Raw genomic sequence first — 12,395 nt, 5'->3', positions numbered from 1 at the left:
GTGCCCCATGAAGATCTATCTGGCTGGCCCCGATGTGTTCCTGCCGGACGCCGTCGACATCGGAAAGCGAAAAGCTGCGATCTGCGCCCGCCACGGCGTGCGCGGACTCTATCCGCTCGACAGCGCGGTTGACCTCGCAGCCGGCGACGCCTCGCTTACTATCTTCAAGGGCAATGAAGCGATGATGGATATGGCCGACGCGATCATTGCCAACCTGACGCCGTTTCGCGGACCAGGCGCGGATGCCGGCACCGTCTATGAGCTCGGCTACATGGCCGGCCGCGGCAAGTTCTGCCTCGCCTACAGCAACGATCCGGCCTTCTATGTCGAGCGCGTCGCGCGATTTGACGCCGTGACGAAATCCGCCGACGGCCATCTGATCGACAGAAATGGGCTCGCGGTCGAGGATTTCGGCCTGTCCGACAATCTCATGATGATTCACGCGCTCGACCTGCATGGCGCCGGACTGGTGACGCCGCGGCAGGCGCCTTCGGATATCTGGCACGACCTCACCTCGTTCGAGGCCTGTGTGGTTCTCGCGGCAGGTCGCGCATCCGGCAAAACGAGTTGAACTTGGCGAACAAGAGCGACAGCGAAACCTCTCCCCGCAAGCGCGCGGACGTGCTGCTGGTCGAGCGCGGCCTGTTCGAAAGCCGCGCCCGCGCCCGCGCCGCGATCGAGGCGGGCTTCGTGGTCGCCGGCGGCAAGCAGGTGCTGAAGGCCTCGGAGATGATCGCTGCGGACGCGGAGATTTCCGCGCAACCCGCCCACCCCTGGGTATCCCGCGGCGGCGTCAAGCTGGCCGGCGCGCTGGAACAGTATCCAATCGATATCGAAGGCCATGTCTGCCTCGACGTCGGCGCTTCCACCGGCGGCTTCACCGAGGTGCTGCTGGCGAACGGCGCCAGCCTCGTCTTCGCCGTCGACGTCGGCCACGGCCAGTTGCATCACTCCCTGCAGAACCATCCCCACATCGTGTCGATGGAAGGAACGGATATTCGCACCTACGAAGGCAAGCGGCTGCCGGCGCGCCCCGACGTCGTCGTCATCGACGTCAGTTTCATTTCCCTGAAGGCCGTGCTGCCGGTGGCGCTGTCGCTGGCGGCGGCGCCGACGCAGCTGCTGGCGCTGATCAAGCCGCAATTCGAAGCCGAGCGAAAACACTCCAAGCACGGCATCATCCGCAACGCGATGGTGCATCAGGAAATCTGCGACGACATCTCGGCGTTCGCGGCGTCGCTCGGCTGCACCGATATCCAGGTGTTCCCGTCGTCAATCGCGGGCGGCGACGGCAATATCGAGTTCTTCATCGGGGCGCGCCGTGGCTGACACCGAACGGCTCGTCATCGACCATGTCGGCCACCGCGGCGACGGCGTCACGGCCAGAGGCGGCGAAAGCGTCTACGTGCCGTATACGCTCGGCGGCGAAACCGTCGAGGTGGCGCCGGTCCCCGGCCACCATCCCGACCGCCGCCAATTGATTGCGGTCGAACGCCCCAGTCCCGAACGCGTGACGCCGTTCTGTCCGCATTTCGGCGTTTGCGGCGGCTGCGCGATCCAACACTGGGAGACGGCGCCCTATCGTGCCTGGAAGCGCGACATCGTGGTGACGACATTGGCGCAATCCGGCATCGCGTGCGAGGTCGCCCCCCTCGTCGATGCCCATGGCGCGGGCCGCCGCCGCATCACCCTGCACGCGCGGATGGGAACCCACGACGTGCTCAAGGTCGGTTTCGCCGCGGCCAGTTCGCACGACATCATCCCGATCGACCGCTGCCCGATCCTCGACCCGCATCTCGACGGCGCGATCGAGGCCGCCTGGGCCATCGCCGAACCGTTGATCGGTGTCGGCAAGCCGCTCGACATTCAGGTCACGGCCACCGCGAGCGGTTTGGATGTCGACGTCCGCGGCTCCGGGCCGGTGTCGACCAAGTTGATCGCCACCCTTTCCGAGATCGCCAAGCAACACCGGCTGGCGCGGCTGACGCGCCATGGCGAACTGGTCTTGATGCGAACGCCGCCGGTGATCCCGATCGGCGCCGCACAGGTCGCGCTGCCGCCGGGATCGTTCCTGCAGGCCACCGCGGCCGGCGAGGAAACCCTGGCCGCGCTGGTCGCCGATCATTGCAAGCGCGCCAAGCACATCGCCGACCTCTTCTGCGGCGTCGGCCCGTTTGCGCTGCGGCTGGCCGCGAAATCACGGGTGGCGGCGTTCGACAACGACGCTAGCTCGATCGCAGCGCTGCAGAAAGCGGCGACATCGACGTCGGGGTTGAAACCGCTCAAGGCCGAGATGCGCGACCTGTTCCGGCGGCCGCTGGTGCCGCAAGAGCTGCGCGACTACGACACTGTTGTATTCGACCCGCCCCGGCAGGGCGCGCAGGCGGTTGCGACCCAGCTCGCCGCCAGCAAGGTCCCGACGGTGGTCGCGGTGTCCTGCAATGTCGCGACCTTTGCGCGCGACGCCAAAATCCTGATCGACGGCGGCTACAAGATCGACGGCGTCACGCCGGTGGATCAGTTTCGCTACACGCCGCATGTGGAATTGGTGGCAAGATTCAGGCGGTGAAACTCGTAGGGTGGGAAGTGCGCCTTTGCCCACCCGGTCCTCATCCTGAGGAGCCGCGAAGCGGCATCTCGAAGGATGGCCACGGGCCACATGGTTCGAGACGGCGCTACGCGCCTCCTCACCATGAGGAGTTAATGGTTGCTACGCAGCTAAATTACCGCCCCCATCGGTCCTGCCAGATCTTCTCGCCGATCAGGCAGCTGACGCGCGGCTCCTTGGCTGTGGCGGCGGCGGGGACGACCGGGCGTTCCGGGGTGCGACCGGCAACCTCGAGCAGCAGCTTGGTGCGGATCGCTTCCTTGAATTTTTCGCGGTCCTTGATCGCTACCACGAACGCGCCGGGGCCGCCGATGACGCAATCCTCGTAGTAGAAATCGAGGTTGTCGATATCCATCGTCGAGTAGGACGGCTCCTTGACCATGATCGGCAGGCCGTTGATGACGATGCCCTTTTCGAGCGCGGCATCGCGGGCGGCGACGACGGGTCCGCCGTTATTGTTCGGGCCATCGCCGGAAATATCGATCACGCGGCGCAGGCCGCGATGCGGGTTCTCGTCGAACAGCGGCATCGCGAAATTGATCGCGCCGGATATCGAGGTGCGCGATGCCCGCCGGATCGGGGTCTTCATGATTTCGTTGGCGACGGCATCGGCGGTTTCGGGGCCGTCGATCACCCGCCACGGGATGATGATCTTCTGGTCGCTGGAGGCAGCCCACTCGAAATAGGTCACTGCGATCTTGCCGTTCGGGCCGCTCTTCAGCGCCTGCAGAAACTCCTTGGAGACGATTGCCTGGGCGTAGCCCTCGCGCTGGATCGCGAGTTCGTCCATGTCCATCGAATAGGAGACGTCGACGGCGAGAATCAATTCGATATCGACCGACGGCGTGGCTTCCTTGTCGGCCGATCGACGGCCTGACTCGGGGCTCACTGGCGCGGCGCTCACGGACGCAGGACTCGAGAGGTTGCGGAGTTGGTTGTTTGGGCCGGGCGCGGCGACACCCGCGACGTCGCCGCCGGCGAGCACACCTGCCACAAGCACGGCCCCGATCGAGACATACCAGCGCATCGCTGCCCTCCCGTCGAATACTGGCAATCGTGACATGCAAAAGCGCCCGCGCAAAGGGTTGATATCATCAGTCCTTCACAATCCAGTTAGTCCGGCCCTGCCTGAATTTGAACACGAGTTGCCCGGCTTCGATTCGCCTGCAATAGATCGCCTGCCGCCTTATCGGCGCCAGTTTTTTGTTTTGACGCGTTTTCTTGAGGCGAGCCGGCACCCACCTCGCTCGAAAACGCTACGGTGGGCTGGAGGAGCATCATGTTTCGAACAGGTATCGTGGCCGCCGCCTGGCTGCTGGCGGCCTCGAATGGCGCCTACGCGGAAACGCCGGCCGAACGCGGCGCCTATCTCGTCAAGTCGATCATGGCCTGCGGCAACTGCCACACGCCGCGCGACGCCGACGGCAAGCCGATCGAAGCGCTAGCCCTGTCCGGCGGCCTCACCTTCAACACCCCGCCCTTCATCGCCACCGCGCCGAACATCACCCAGGACACCGAGACCGGAATCGGAAGCTGGAGCGACGCCGAAATCAAGCGCGCGCTGATCGAGGGAATGCGACCCGATCATGGCCACCTCGCCGGCGTGCCGCTGGCGGCAATCATGCCGGCGAATTTCTACAAGGCCCTGCTGCCGGACGATCTCGACGCCGTCGTCGCCTATCTGCGCAGCGTCAAGGCAATCAGGAACCGGGTTTCCGATCCCGTCTACAAGGCCCCGGTGCGCCGCGATGCCTATCCCGACGCCGATGCCGGATTCAGCAAGGCTGACCTGGCCGATCCCGTGAAGCGTGGGGCCTATCTCGTCACCATCGGCCATTGCATGGAATGCCACTCGGCATGGTCGCGCGGCGTATCCGATTTCAGAGGCGGTCTCGGCGGCGGTGGCCGCCTGTTCCCGCCGCGCGACGGATCGCCGGAGGGAACGCCGGCAACCATCGTCCCCAACATCACCGCGCATCCAACCTCCGGCATCGGCGGCTGGACCGATACGGAAATCGGCCACGCCGTCACCCATGGCGTGGCGCGCGACGGACGACCGCTGAAGCCGCCGATGGCCTATGGTTACTATGCCAGTCTCAAAAGCTCCGATCTGGCCGATATCGTCGCCTATCTGCGAACCGTGCCGGCGCTGCCATAGCGCCCGATTCCAATTGCATCAGAATCGAGTTCTATTCTTCCGTTTTGGCGGGATTTCCTGGCACGAACCGGCTTCCACCCACGGATCAAGTCCGAGGGCTTGCTTCGCTTGAAAACGCCATGGCTTGAACAAAAAGGCTTGAACAAAAAGCGAGCTGGCCGCGACAGACGGGGCGTGGCCAGTACCCGGCCGCTATCGGTCCGGAAATGACTATTCCTCCAAAGCTTCCCGAACGTGACGGCCGCCGGCGGAAACGCACGATTGTCCTGTGGCTGATCCCGCTTGCCGCGCTCGGCATCGTGACGGCGCTGTTGCTGCCGCCGATGTGGTCTGACGCCGCGCCGCCCGCGCAAGACGTACCAGAGCCGCCGGAGCCTGTGCTGACGCAGGAAAATGCGGCCGAACTCTGCGTCGGCCTTGCCGAAGGTCCGACCGAATATGTCGGCGACGCCGCGCTGCACCGCCGCTGGGAATTGCGGCGGCTGAGTTGCAACATGGCATTCGCCGCTCACCCTGAAGACCTGCAACTCAAGGTCCAGGTGGCGCGAAACATGTCGCATGAGCAACAGGCCGACGCCCTCCGTCTGTTGCGCGAGGCCGCGGCGCAGGGCAATGCGGAAGCCAATTACGAAATCTACGAACATCACAAATCCTGGGATCGCGGCGACCTCGACAAGGTACAACTGGTGACGCGCGCCGAAGCCGCAGAAGCGCTGCGCAAGGCGGCCGAGCTCAGTCATCCCTTTGCCACGCAGATGCTGGTGCGGCGGCTCGAAGATGGCGACATCGTCAAGCGCGATCCCGTCGCCGCGCGATACTGGGCCGAGCGTGCTGTCGCCAACCCCGCGAAAGGGACAACCAGGGCGAACCTGCTGGTCACGCTGGGGCGGCTGCTGGCGGCGTCGGACAGACCGGAGGAACGCGCCCGCGGTCTCGACATTCTCGAACGGCTGGCAAACGGCGCCTATGTGTTCGGCGCCAAGCGCGAACTGGCGACCGCCATCCGCAAGCAGGATCCGGTGCGCGCGCGCCAACTGCTGGAGGATTCCCGGCGTTCCGACCCCGGCGGCGCGATCGTCCCGCTGGCGCAGATGCTGATATCAGGCGAAGGCGGCCCCGCCGACCCCAGGCGCGCGTTGTCGCTACTGAAAGGCGTCTCGGATAGCTGGATGGCAAAGGGCATGCTCGGGCAGCTTGCGCTCGAGGGTAAACTGGTGCCCCGCAACGTCCCGGAGGCGGTACGCCTGATCGACCTCGCCAGCGGCTACGACTACGACGCCCGCATCCAGGTCCTGCAGTTGCTGGCGGCCAATCCCGCGGTCCGCGTCGATTACCCCAAGTCCCTGCTCTACAATGCGGCGGAGGCCGCGGAACTGGACGAACCCGGCGCGATACAAGCCCTGATCGCGCTTAAACTCTCGGCAAACACCCAGTTTCACGATCGGCCCGGAGCCTGTAAACTGATCGAGATAGCCGTCAGCCGCGGTGATCAAGCCATGGCGCAGCGTCTGGCGGACTGCCGCGCCGGCTGATTGCTGCTGGCGTTTTCTGTTTCGGGACATAGCGCTGGAATGATCGATACCGTCGCCAAGCCAAAGACGAAGGTCAAGACCAAGACCGAGCGGCCACGCCTGCACAAGGTCATCCTCGTCAACGACGACTTCACGCCGCGCGAATTCGTCGTCACGGTGTTGAAGGCCGAATTCCGCATGACCGAGGACCAGGCCCACAAGGTCATGATCACCGCGCACCAGCGCGGCGTCTGCGTGGTCGCGGTCTTTACCAAGGACGTCGCCGAGACCAAGGCGACGCGCGCCACCGACGCCGGCCGCGCCAAGGGCTATCCGTTGCTGTTCACCACCGAACCGGAGGAATGACGGGAACCCGCCAGCCGCCAACCTCCCGGAACCGGATTTCCCTTCAATTTTATCGACCGGTCCCACCGATGCTTCAGCCTTTGCCGGCATGATCGCACCATGACGATCGCGCTTCGCAAGCAGCGGCTGGCCACACTGCCGCATATCTCATTCGGACCGTTCCGCTTTCTCCATGGGCTGCCATGGCTGATGCTGGCCGCGGCGATGCGATTCATGGCCGGAAACGGCTGGGGAATAGCGCTGCCTGCGACCATCATCGCGCATTTCTGCGTCCTCTACGCCTTTCTCGTAACCGCCCAGCGCTCGATCGAGATCAGTGGCGGTCAAACCAGCATCGGCGACCTCGAGCCGAGGGAACAGTTTCGATTTTCGCTGGCGATCCTGTGGCGGATCGGGCTTTTGATGATCTTGGCCACGATTGCCGTGGACGTGACATTCTCCGGACGTTCGGCGCCTTCCATGATGTCCGGGATCGATGGCCTCGCCTTCGACCAGTTTACCGCGATCGGAAAATTCTGGAGTGCCGCCATCGGCGCGCTCACACTGCTGATCGTCGTCCGTGCCGAGCAATGCGGCGGCCGCATAGCGTTCTTTAAGGCCGTTGGCGAATTTGGGAAACGATGGTTCTGGCTCGGTGGCGCGGTCGTGGTGCTGGGTCTGGTCAATCTCTGCTTCAGTTTCGGCCAAGGCCTGGTCCGCAACGTGGTTTTCAGCTTCTGGCAGAACTCGCCGTCGAGTCAAACGATCAAGAACCTGATCTATTTCACGTTCGTGTTCGGCTTCGCGATGCTGCGCTTGTGGGTGACGCTGCTGATCTTGACCTGCGGCCTGAAGCAGTCCTACATCCACGACGGCTAGCCTGAGCAACGACTAGGCCGCCGAGGTTTCGTCGACCAGGCCGTAGACGCGTTGGGCCTTTGAAAAGCCGGCGATCGGGAATTCGCCGAGATCGCTCCAGCCACCGCTGCAGATGCCGGCAAAGCCCTCGGATGCCACCACCGTGCGGCGGAGGTTGCTTGCGATCTTCTCCAGCCGGGCCGCAAGATTCACGGCGGGACCGATGCAGGTGAAGTCGAGCCGGTTGCCGCCGCCAATATTGCCGTAGAGAATTCGCCCGACATGCAGCGCGACGCCGAAGCGAAAGCGCTCGACGACATCGCCGATCTGATATTGCATGTCGGCGACGCTGGCGCGGGACTCGTGGGCGGCTTCCAGCACCTGCGAACAAACCTGCTGGGAATCGCCGACATATTCATCGATCGGGAAAACCGCGAGCAGCCCGTCGCCCATATATTTCAGCACTTCGCCGCCATGCGCCCGGATCGCGGCGACCTGGCAATCGAAATACTGATTGAGAATGTCGACCACGGTCTCCGCCGGAACGCGATCCGACAGCGAGGTGAAGCCTCGCAGATCGGACAGCCAGATCGCGGCATTCATGGTTTCGGTGTGGCCACGGCGAATCTGGCCGCCGAGAATCCGTTCGCCGGCGCGGTTGCCGACATAGGTGTCGAGCAGGCTCGCGGCGGTGCGGCCCAGGCTGATGATTTCGATCACCCGCGCCAGCGGCTTGACGATTTTCCGTAGCGCCGCCAACTGTTGCTCGGTAAAGCCTCCCGGCTGCTTGGTGGTCCAGCTCGATGCGTTGATTGTGCCGTCGATGAAGGGCAGCGGCAACGCGATGTAATCGGTGACGCCTTCGGCGCGCAAATCCGCGATGATCGGAAAGCGGTTGCTCGAGGGATCGTCCGTGCGAGCCCGAACCTCCAGTCCCTGCTGGAATACGATGATCAGGGGACTTGAGATGAAATCCGGCGATTCCAGAATCTGGAAATCGACCGAGCCGACCTCGACCTCGGACCCGGGCTTCCACACGAAATTGCGGCCGTAGATATCGGGATGCAGCGTGCGCACGAATACGCCAACGCGCCACAGCGGCAGGCCCGCCTGAATCAGGCGTTCGCCGATTTCCGCCAGCAAGCGTGGCGAGCCGGCGGCAGACGGCGCGCCGTCCATCAGCCAGTCGGAGAGTTTCTGCAGTTCCGTTGGATTCATGGCAACAGCATTTGCCGCGCAAGTTCAGCGCGCGTCAAGGCGACACGAGGCCTGACGTTGCGTCGCGATGCGCGCTCGGCCGACCTGATCAGGATCAGCCGACTTGTTCAGCCCACCTGGCCGCGATGCCGCAGGAAATGGTCCGCCAGCACGCAGGCCATCATGGCCTCGCCGACCGGCACCGCGCGAATGCCGACACAAGGATCGTGGCGGCCCTTGGTCATGATGTCGGTGTCGTGGCCCGAACGATCGACGGTCTGGCGCGGCGACAGGATCGACGAGGTCGGCTTCACTGCGAAGCGCACCACCACCGGCTGGCCGGTCGAGATGCCGCCCAGCACGCCGCCGGCGTGGTTGGACAGAAATCGCGTGCCGTTGTTGCCGGTGCGCATCTCGTCGGCGTTTTCCTCGCCCGACAATTCGGCAGCGCCGAAGCCGGCGCCGATCTCGACGCCCTTCACGGCATTGATGCTCATCATCGCCGCAGCCAGTTCGCCGTCGAGCTTGGCATAGATCGGCGCGCCCAATCCGGGCGGCACGCCTTCGGCGACCACTTCGACGACCGCGCCGATCGAGGAGCCGCTCTTGCGGATGCCGTCGAGATACTGCTCGAAGAACGCCGCCTTGTCCTTGTCGGGGCAGAAGAACGGGTTGCGCGCGATCTCGTCCCAGTCCCACTTCTCGCGATCGATCTTGTGCGGGCCCATCTGCACCAGCGCGCCGCGCACCTTGACCTCGGGCAGGACCTTGCGTGCGATGGCGCCGGCCGCGACCCGGGTCGCGGTCTCGCGCGCCGACGAACGGCCGCCGCCGCGATAATCGCGCAGGCCGTATTTGGCTTCATAGGTGAAGTCGGCGTGGCCGGGGCGAAACTTGTCCTTGATCTCGGAATAGTCCTTGGAGCGCTGATCGGTGTTCTCGATCAGCAGCGCGATCGGCGTTCCCGTCGTCACCTGCACGCCGGTCTCGGGATGCGCCATCACGCCGGACAGGATCTTCACCTGGTCCGCCTCCTGGCGCTGGGTGGTGAAGCGCGACTGGCCGGGACGGCGGCGATCGAGATCGAGCTGGATGTCCTCGTTGGTCAGCGGAATCAGCGGCGGGCAGCCGTCGACCACGCAGCCGATCGCGATCCCGTGGCTCTCGCCGAAGGTGGTGACCCGGAACATATGGCCGAAGGTGTTGAAGGACATGGTGTTCGGTGCGCTCGCTTGTGAAAACAATCAACGTTATTGCTGACATACAACAAAAACGGTGTGTGGTAACGCGGGCGCCTGACGCGGTCAAACCGCTAGGGCGTCATTCCGGGATGGTCCGTAGGACCATACCCGGAATCTCGAGATTCCCCGATGCGCTATTGCGCATCTGAGGTTCGCCCTTCGGGCGCCCCGGAATGACGGCGCCTAGGTTAACTATACTTCTGCAAGCCGCCGTCGCGAAACACGTAGACGGCGCCCTGCTCGATGGTGAGGTCGGCGGCGCTGACCGGCGTTTCGATGCCGAGCACCACCATCAGCGCCCGCGCGGTGCCGCCATGCGCCACCGCCACCGTGTCCTCCCGCAGCGAGGCATACCAATCCTGCATCCGGGCCTGGACCTCGACATAGCTCTCGCCGCCGGGCGGCGACACCGTCCATTTTTCGGTCTGGCGCTTCGCATAGAGGTCGGGATCGGCGACCTGCATTTCGGGCAGCGTCGAGCCCTCCCACTGGCCGTAGCCGATCTCGCGCAGCCGGTCGTCGAGCGCGTATCCGGCCGGCGGCAGTTTCAGTTCGCCGCGCACCAGCTCCATCGTGGCGCGGGCGCGGATCAGCGGACTGGCGACGAACGCCAGCGAAGATTGCTCACGCCCGTCGCGCGCGAACAGGTCAAGCAGGATGTTGCCGGCCTGGGCGGCCTGCCTGCGGCCGAGATCGTTGAGCGGAATGTCCAGCACGCCCTGCAGCCTGCCTTCCGCGTTCCACGACGTCTCGCCATGGCGAATGTAGTAGATGACGGGCGCAGGCATCGGACGTGCAGCTATTCCCTATTCAGCAAAGTGTCCGGCGCTTCCGAGAGCCTCCGACAGCTCTGGAGGTACACCAGCACTCTTGCGCGGTACAGCCCAAATCCGCCCCGGATTAACGCTGTTTTCCGCTGGTTGCGATCACCGGAATAGACGAAGCCATTGGGTGTTATGTTGGGTAAGGCGTTCGCGCCGGACCAAGCTAACGATCTGGTGACGTCTAACGATGACCGCGTTTCGCCAAAGTGTCGAAGCCATGATACCGGCGCTCCGCCGCTATGCACGCGCGCTCGCGCGCGATGCCGACATCGCCGACGATCTGGTACAGGATACGCTGGTGCGCGCGTTGCGTTCGGAACGGCTGTTTCTCGGCGGCGACGTCAGGAGCTGGCTCTACACGATCCTGACCAACCTCAACAAGAACCGGCGCCGGTCGCTGGCGCGGCGCCCGCAATTCATGCCGCTGCTCGACAACAATCCGGACGCCAGCGGCACCGAGGCGGAAGGACGCGACATCGCCCGCGCGCTGGCGACGCTGGTGGAAGAGCAGCGCTCGGTATTGCTGCTCGTGATGCTGGAAGGATTGAGCTACCGCGAGGTCGCCGACATCCAGGGCGTTCCGATCGGCACCGTGATGTCGCGGCTGGCGCGGGCGCGCGCGCATGTGAAGGCTTCGCTCGAAGGCGAGCGCACGGCGTTGCGACGGGTGAAATGATGGCAAGCGTTATGCATGGACAGAGTTCGAAACAAATCTCGACCTGGAATAGACGGCCCCGAGAGACACTTGAATAGACCGGCCCCGGAATAGACAGAGACGACGACAATGACCGAGCCCCACATTCCCGTCACCGAAGACGAGCTGCACGCTTACGTCGACAACGAGCTGCCGGCGGAACGCCGCGGCGATGTCGAGGCGTGGCTCGCGGCGCATCCCGACGATGCCACGCGGGTGCAGTCGTGGCGCGCGATGGCGGAAGCGCTGCACGCGCGTTACGACGCGGTCGCCGACGAGGCGGTGCCGAAGCGGCTCGAGATCGAACGACTGGTGCAACAGCCGCGCCGATGGGTGTATGGCGCGGTCGCAGCAACCCTGGCGGCCTTCATCGCCGGCGGCGGCGCCGGCTGGGTGGCGCGCGGCGCCACCGCTGCGCCCTCGGCATTCCAGAATTTCACTGTGGATGCGCTCGATGCGCACCGGCTCTATGTGGTGGAAGTCCGCCATCCCGTCGAAGTGCCCGGCAGCGAACGCGCCCATCTGCAGCAATGGCTGACCAAGCGCTGCGGCTGGGACGTACGCGCGCCCGAACTGACGGCTGCCGGGCTGAAACTGGTCGGCGGTCGGCTGCTGCCCGGTCCGAGCGGACCGGCGTCTTTCCTGATGTATGAGAGCGCGTCGGGCGAACGCTTCACGATCTACACCGCGAAATCGGAAGCCGAGGCGACGCAGATGCGATATGCGGCGCAAGGCGGCGAGAGCGCGCTGTTCTGGGCCGATCGCGGCGTCGGTTATGTGGTGAGCGGCGGCACCGACCGCGGACGCCTGACGCAAATCGCGCAAGCGGTCTACGACCAGTTGGAGAAAAGCGGCGGCTGAGCGGACCTGATGCAAAGCGTAGCACTGGTAGCGGACTATGACGCCAACCTATCTCGGGTTGCGCTTTGCTTCATCCAAGCTACGGGACAGAGAAAACG

General features: G+C 64.6%; 13 protein-coding genes. 9 read left to right on the top strand and 4 right to left on the bottom strand.

The genetic code is table 11. The features are described from left to right. Positions 1-7 precede the first annotated feature (7 nt). Genes FFI89_RS08660 through FFI89_RS08650 form a run of 3 tightly spaced genes read left to right on the top strand, consistent with a single transcriptional unit; the run spans position 8 to position 2,569 of the window. The gene (locus FFI89_RS08660; protein WP_138834705.1) at positions 8-571 is read left to right on the top strand and encodes a nucleoside 2-deoxyribosyltransferase; all 564 of its coding nucleotides are present in this window, start codon (positions 8-10) and stop codon (positions 569-571) included. Between the two features lie 2 nt (positions 572-573). After that, positions 574-1,329 (top strand): TlyA family RNA methyltransferase, encoded by a 756-nt coding sequence (locus FFI89_RS08655; RefSeq protein WP_138834703.1) that lies wholly within the window; start codon positions 574-576, stop codon positions 1,327-1,329. Next, complete coding sequence (locus FFI89_RS08650; RefSeq protein ID WP_138834701.1) at positions 1,322-2,569, top strand: class I SAM-dependent RNA methyltransferase; 1,248 nt, start codon at positions 1,322-1,324, stop codon at positions 2,567-2,569. The genes FFI89_RS08655 and FFI89_RS08650 overlap by 8 nt, the downstream gene beginning before the upstream one ends. A gap of 154 nt (positions 2,570-2,723) precedes the next feature. On the opposite strand, the gene FFI89_RS08645 is transcribed toward FFI89_RS08650, so the two are convergent. Continuing rightward, positions 2,724-3,635 (bottom strand): DUF1194 domain-containing protein, encoded by a 912-nt coding sequence (locus FFI89_RS08645; RefSeq protein ID WP_138834699.1) that lies wholly within the window; start codon positions 3,633-3,635, stop codon positions 2,724-2,726. A 252-nt stretch (positions 3,636-3,887) separates the two neighbouring features. On the opposite strand from FFI89_RS08645, the gene FFI89_RS08640 reads away from it, so the two are divergent. From FFI89_RS08640 to FFI89_RS08625, 4 genes are all read left to right on the top strand, one after another. After that, positions 3,888-4,766, top strand: a complete 879-nt coding sequence (locus FFI89_RS08640; protein WP_138834697.1) for a c-type cytochrome — start codon at positions 3,888-3,890, stop codon at positions 4,764-4,766. A gap of 206 nt (positions 4,767-4,972) precedes the next feature. Beyond that, entirely contained in the window at positions 4,973-6,298 is a 1,326-nt protein-coding gene (locus FFI89_RS08635) for a tetratricopeptide repeat protein (RefSeq protein ID WP_138834695.1), read from the top strand. A gap of 39 nt (positions 6,299-6,337) precedes the next feature. Continuing rightward, positions 6,338-6,643, top strand: coding sequence for an ATP-dependent Clp protease adapter ClpS (gene clpS, locus FFI89_RS08630; protein WP_138834693.1), 306 nt, complete (start codon positions 6,338-6,340; stop codon positions 6,641-6,643). Between the two features lie 99 nt (positions 6,644-6,742). Then, complete coding sequence (locus FFI89_RS08625; protein WP_210249088.1) at positions 6,743-7,501, top strand: hypothetical protein; 759 nt, start codon at positions 6,743-6,745, stop codon at positions 7,499-7,501. Positions 7,502-7,513: 12 nt separating this feature from the next. Here FFI89_RS08625 and FFI89_RS08620 read toward each other — a convergent pair whose 3' ends face one another. The 3 genes from FFI89_RS08620 to FFI89_RS08610 all read right to left on the bottom strand — a co-directional run bounded on the left by FFI89_RS08620 (position 7,514) and on the right by FFI89_RS08610 (position 10,706). After that, a complete protein-coding gene (locus FFI89_RS08620) occupies positions 7,514-8,698 on the bottom strand; it encodes an adenylate/guanylate cyclase domain-containing protein (protein ID WP_138834691.1) in 1,185 nt (394 codons plus the stop codon). A gap of 107 nt (positions 8,699-8,805) precedes the next feature. Then, entirely contained in the window at positions 8,806-9,891 is a 1,086-nt protein-coding gene (gene aroC, locus FFI89_RS08615) for a chorismate synthase (RefSeq protein WP_138834689.1), read from the bottom strand. A gap of 215 nt (positions 9,892-10,106) precedes the next feature. After that, on the bottom strand, positions 10,107-10,706 hold the full coding sequence (locus FFI89_RS08610) for a histidine phosphatase family protein (protein WP_138834687.1): 600 nt from the start codon (positions 10,704-10,706) through the stop codon (positions 10,107-10,109). Positions 10,707-10,929: 223 nt separating this feature from the next. Here FFI89_RS08610 and FFI89_RS08605 point away from each other — a divergent pair, with 223 nt between their 5' ends. Beyond that, complete coding sequence (locus FFI89_RS08605) at positions 10,930-11,418, top strand: RNA polymerase sigma factor (RefSeq protein WP_074280304.1); 489 nt, start codon at positions 10,930-10,932, stop codon at positions 11,416-11,418. Positions 11,419-11,526: 108 nt separating this feature from the next. Beyond that, positions 11,527-12,297 (top strand): anti-sigma factor, encoded by a 771-nt coding sequence (locus FFI89_RS08600; protein WP_138834685.1) that lies wholly within the window; start codon positions 11,527-11,529, stop codon positions 12,295-12,297. Positions 12,298-12,395: the final 98 nt, after the last annotated feature.

Origin of the sequence: Bradyrhizobium sp. KBS0727, assembly GCF_005937885.2 — a bacterium.
Taxonomy (GTDB): Bacteria; Pseudomonadota; Alphaproteobacteria; order Rhizobiales; family Xanthobacteraceae; genus Bradyrhizobium.
Note: the sequence above shows the minus strand (reverse complement) of the source record. Positions and strands in the feature narration are given on the sequence as shown.

What these genes read in the sequence shown, in the direction of transcription:
- FFI89_RS08640 (WP_138834697.1), top strand. Translation starts at nt 3,888, where the DNA reads ATGTTTCGAACAGGTATCGTGGCCGCCGCCTGGCTGCTGGCGGCCTCG.
- clpS (WP_138834693.1), top strand. Translation starts at nt 6,338, where the DNA reads ATGATCGATACCGTCGCCAAGCCAAAGACGAAGGTCAAGACCAAGACC.
- FFI89_RS08635 (WP_138834695.1), top strand. Translation starts at nt 4,973, where the DNA reads ATGACTATTCCTCCAAAGCTTCCCGAACGTGACGGCCGCCGGCGGAAA.
- aroC (WP_138834689.1), bottom strand. Translation starts at nt 9,891, where the DNA reads ATGTCCTTCAACACCTTCGGCCATATGTTCCGGGTCACCACCTTCGGC.
- FFI89_RS08610 (WP_138834687.1), bottom strand. Translation starts at nt 10,706, where the DNA reads ATGCCTGCGCCCGTCATCTACTACATTCGCCATGGCGAGACGTCGTGG.
- FFI89_RS08605 (WP_074280304.1), top strand. Translation starts at nt 10,930, where the DNA reads ATGACCGCGTTTCGCCAAAGTGTCGAAGCCATGATACCGGCGCTCCGC.
- FFI89_RS08645 (WP_138834699.1), bottom strand. Translation starts at nt 3,635, where the DNA reads ATGCGCTGGTATGTCTCGATCGGGGCCGTGCTTGTGGCAGGTGTGCTC.
- FFI89_RS08600 (WP_138834685.1), top strand. Translation starts at nt 11,527, where the DNA reads ATGACCGAGCCCCACATTCCCGTCACCGAAGACGAGCTGCACGCTTAC.
- FFI89_RS08620 (WP_138834691.1), bottom strand. Translation starts at nt 8,698, where the DNA reads ATGAATCCAACGGAACTGCAGAAACTCTCCGACTGGCTGATGGACGGC.
- FFI89_RS08660 (WP_138834705.1), top strand. Translation starts at nt 8, where the DNA reads ATGAAGATCTATCTGGCTGGCCCCGATGTGTTCCTGCCGGACGCCGTC.
- FFI89_RS08625 (WP_210249088.1), top strand. Translation starts at nt 6,743, where the DNA reads ATGACGATCGCGCTTCGCAAGCAGCGGCTGGCCACACTGCCGCATATC.